This is a genomic window from Ramlibacter sp. (assembly GCF_035554825.1).
Classification (GTDB): domain Bacteria; phylum Pseudomonadota; class Gammaproteobacteria; order Burkholderiales; family Burkholderiaceae_C; genus Ramlibacter.
The window spans coordinates 1-3,876 of sequence record NZ_DATMHS010000159.1; the positions used below are offsets into that span (position 1 = coordinate 1).

Genomic DNA, 3,876 nt, shown 5'->3' on the forward strand with positions numbered 1-3,876 from the left:
AAGGTGATCGAGGACGCCCGCCAGTACAAGTAGCCGATGGCGTTGGAGCCGCCCTCGGCCTCAGGGCTTTCCCGGGGGTCGTTCTAAGTGATTCCCTTGATGACGTGACGCCAGCCCGACTTTAGGATCGGTCGTCACTTACAAGGAGATTCCATGAAGTCGTTGCTCAAGTCCTTGACGCCGCTGGCCCTGCTGGCTGCAGGCACGCTGAGCGCCCATGCCGCCGGTTATCCGCAGCCTGACAAGGTCGTCACCATCATCGTCCCGTTTGCCGCCGGCGGCCCCACCGACCGGGTGGCGCGCGACCTGGCCGAAGCGATGCGCAAGCCGCTGGGCACGACGGTCGTGGTCGACAACGCGGCCGGCGGCGGCGGCACCATCGGCGCCAACAAGGTGGCCAAGGCGGCGCCGGACGGCTACACGGTGCTGCTGCACCACATCGGCATGGCGACGCAGCCCAGCCTGTACCGCCACCTGCCCTTCAAGACCATGGACGACTTCGAGTACCTCGGGATGGTCAACGATGTCCCGATGACGATCATCGGCCGTCCGACGCTGCCCGCCAACAATTTCGGCGAGCTGCGCACCTGGCTCAACGCCAACAAGGGCAAGGTCAACCTGGCCAACGCCGGCATCGGCGCCGCCTCGCACCTGTGCGGCTTGCTGTTCCAGTCGGCGCTGAAGCAGGAAATGACCACCGTGCCCTACAAGGGCACCGGCCCGGCCATGACCGATCTGATCGGCGGCCAGGTCGATCTGATGTGCGACCAGAGCACCAACACCAGCGGCCAGATCGAAGCCAAGAAGGTCAAGGCCTTCGCGGTCACGACGGCCAAGCGCCTGGCCACGCCGGCGCTGAAGGACCTGCCGACGATGCAGGAACTGGGCGTCAAGGACTTCCAGGTCACGATCTGGCACGGCATGTATGCGCCCAAGGGCACGCCGCCGGAGGCGCTCAAGAAGCTCAATGACGCGCTCAAGGCGGCGCTGAAAGATCCTGAGTTCATCAAGAAGCAGGAAGGGCTGGGCGCCGTCGTCGTCACCGACAAGCGCATGGAACGCGCCGAGCACAAGAAGTTCGTCGCGGCCGAAATCGCCAAGTGGAGTCCCATCATCAAGGCGGCCGGCGTCTACGCCGACTGAACCCGCCCCGCGAGGCAGCAAGGCCGCCCGCCCGGGGCGGCCTTTTTCTTTGGCGAGCCGCGGTCGAGTTGGACGGCCGGCCGCTGGCATGATCGAACCCGCCCACGCGCGGCAGGCACGGCACCGCCTGCCGCGTTTCGAACCATTTCAAGGAGATTCCTGTGCAAACGAAATCGCATAACGGCCGCCGCCTGGTCTTGGGCGCCATGGCCTCGTCCGCCCTCAGCTTCGCGCTGCCCCTGCGCGCCGAGTCGAACTGGCCGACCAAGCCGGTGAAGATCGTCGTGCCGTTCGCCGCCGGCGGCACCACCGACATCCTGGCGCGGGCCATTGCGCCCGAGCTCTCCAGGGCCTTCGGACAGCAGTTCATCGTCGACAACCGCGGCGGCGCGGGGGGCAACGTCGGCGCGGAGATCGTCGCGAAGTCGGCGCCGGACGGCTACACGCTGCTGATGGGCACGGTGGGCACCCACGGCATCAACCGCGCGCTCTACAGCAAGCTGCCCTATGACCCGATCAAGGATTTCGCGCCGATCACCATGGTGGCCGGCGTGCCGAACGTGATGGAGATGCAGACCGAGAAGGCTCGTGCACTCGGCATCGACAACGTCCAGGATTTCATCCGCTACGCGAAGGCGCATCCGGGCAAGCTGAACATGGCATCCAGCGGCAACGGCACCTCGATCCATCTGGCCGGCGAGCTGTTCAAGAGCATGACCGGCACGTTCATGGTCCACCTGCCGTACCGCGGCTCGGCGCCGGCGCTGCTGGACATGGTCGCCGGCACGGCGGACGTGATGTTCGACAACCTGCCCTCGTCGCTCGCGCACATCCGCGCCGGCAAGCTCAAGGCACTGGCCGTCACCAGCCGCCAGCGGTCATCGGCGCTGCCGGACGTGCCGACGATGGAGGAGGCCGCCGGCCTGAAGGGCTTCGACGCAACCTCGTGGTTCGGGCTGCTGGCGCCGGCCGGCACGCCGATGGACATCGTCGGCCGCATCCAGCAGGAGGTCGCGAAGTCCCTGAACACGCCGGCGATCAAGGAAAAGCTCCAGTCGCAAGGCGCGATCCCCAGCGGCAACACGCCGGCGGCATTCGCCAAGCACATCGACGCCGAGCACAAGAAGTGGGCCCAGGTGGTCAAGGCCTCGGGCGCGAAGGTGGACTGAAGCCGGGCGCCAGCCCGCCTCGACGTCGGGCGTGCGCGCAGCCCGGCGTCACCCTTCGCCCGCATCAGCCGGTCAGACGCCCCAGACGATTTCCTTGCCGGCCTGCGCGCAGCGGCGCAGCATGTCGAGGAACGGGACGGCGCGCTGGCGCAGCGACACCGCATCCAACCGCGGCGGCGACTCGCCCCTGGCGGTCGCCTCCTCCGCGGCCGCCTTCTGCTCCGACTCTTCCTTCGCGATCGCGGCCTCGAGCGCGGCGATCGCACCCGGCATCTGCGCGGGTTCGATGATGCCCTGGGGCTCGGGGTCCTTGCCGATGATCTGCAGAACGCGGCGACCGTTCGGCTCCAGCATGATGAGATCGCCGGCGGCCTTGGATTTGAATTTGTAGAGCATGAGGCAGTCGCCGGCTTCAGTCGGCGCGGGAGTACACGTAGTCGCGGTTGAACGGGTAGGCCGATTGTGCGCCGCGCAGCGCGCCGGTTTGCAACTGGCCGTCCGGGCGCGTGGCCAGGATCTGGTGCAGGCCAAGCCAGCCGCGCTCGAAACTCATCGCGCACCCCGACAGGTACAACCGGTACGCGCGCAGGATCTTGCCCGCGTTTTCGGCGCCGGCCGTCGAGGCAAGTACCCGCTGCGCCTCCTCCAGCTGCCCCTCCAGGCTGTCCGACCAGGCCCAGAGCGTGCGTGCGTAGTGCGGCCGCAGGTTTTCGGTGTCGACCATCTCGAGCCCGGCCATCGCCACCTCGCGCAGCACATGGCTCACGTGCAGCAGTTCGCCGCCGGGGAAGATGTACTTCTCGATGAACTCGCCCATGCCGGCGCCGAGCTGGCCCGGATGGATGCCGCCGGCGGTGATGCCATGGTTCATCACCAGCCCGCCGGGCTTGAGCAGCCGGAAGACCTTGCCGAAGTAGGCCTGCATGTTCACCTGCCCGACGTGCTCGAACATCCCCACGGAGGCAATCTTGTCGAACGACTCGGCCTCATCGAGCTCGCGGTAGTCGCGCAGCTGCATCCGCACGCGGCCCTCCAGGCCCTTCTCCCGGATGACGCGCTGCACGTGCGCGTGCTGGTTCTTCGACAGCGTGATGCCGGTGGCGTCGACGCCGTAATGCTCCGCCGCCCACAGCAGCAGTCCGCCCCAGCCGGCGCCGATGTCCAGGAACCGCTCGCCGGGCCGCAACATCAGCTTGCGGCAAATGTGGTCGAGCTTGGCTTCCTGGGCCTCGGCCAGCGACATGTCGGCGTCGCGGAAGTAGGCGCACGAATACACGCGCCGCGGATCGAGCCACAGTTCGTAGAAGTCGTCCGAGACGTCGTAGTGGAACTGGATCTGCTGGGCGTCTTTCTGTGGCGTATGGGAGGCCAGCGACTTCGCGCGCCGGATCACCTGCGTCCACCAGTGGGTGTCGCTGTTCACCGGCGTGCCGGGCAGCAGCCGCGCGGCCACCGCCATGATGTCGCGCATGCGGCCTTCGATCTGCACGCGGCTTTCGACAAAATCCTCCGCGAGGCGGCCGATCTGGCCCCCGACCAGGGTGGCGAGGCTGCCCCAATCCTT

4 protein-coding genes are annotated in these 3,876 nt (G+C 67.5%); 2 read left to right on the forward strand and 2 right to left on the reverse strand.

From position 1 onward, the window contains the following. Window positions 1–153 precede the first annotated feature (153 nt). Together VNT59_RS19870 and VNT59_RS19875 are read left to right on the forward strand one after the other, a co-directional pair. A complete protein-coding gene (locus VNT59_RS19870; RefSeq protein WP_325501352.1) occupies window positions 154–1,143 on the forward strand; it encodes a tripartite tricarboxylate transporter substrate-binding protein in 990 nt (329 codons plus the stop codon). A 206-nt stretch (window positions 1,144–1,349) separates the two neighbouring features. Then, on the forward strand, window positions 1,350–2,312 hold the full coding sequence (locus VNT59_RS19875; RefSeq protein WP_325501358.1) for a tripartite tricarboxylate transporter substrate binding protein: 963 nt from the start codon (window positions 1,350–1,352) through the stop codon (window positions 2,310–2,312). A 72-nt stretch (window positions 2,313–2,384) separates the two neighbouring features. Here the strand turns inward: VNT59_RS19875 and VNT59_RS19880 are convergent, their stop codons facing one another. Together VNT59_RS19880 and VNT59_RS19885 are read right to left on the reverse strand one after the other, a co-directional pair. Then, a complete protein-coding gene (locus VNT59_RS19880; RefSeq protein ID WP_325501354.1) occupies window positions 2,385–2,708 on the reverse strand; it encodes a DUF1840 domain-containing protein in 324 nt (107 codons plus the stop codon). 16 nt (window positions 2,709–2,724) lie between these two features. Then, on the reverse strand, window positions 2,725–3,876 hold a 1,152-nt coding region (locus tag VNT59_RS19885), incomplete at its 5' end, for a cyclopropane-fatty-acyl-phospholipid synthase family protein (protein WP_325501356.1).

What these genes read in the sequence shown, in the direction of transcription:
- VNT59_RS19870 (WP_325501352.1), top strand. Translation starts at nt 154, where the DNA reads ATGAAGTCGTTGCTCAAGTCCTTGACGCCGCTGGCCCTGCTGGCTGCA.
- VNT59_RS19875 (WP_325501358.1), top strand. Translation starts at nt 1,350, where the DNA reads ATGGCCTCGTCCGCCCTCAGCTTCGCGCTGCCCCTGCGCGCCGAGTCG.
- VNT59_RS19880 (WP_325501354.1), bottom strand. Translation starts at nt 2,708, where the DNA reads ATGCTCTACAAATTCAAATCCAAGGCCGCCGGCGATCTCATCATGCTG.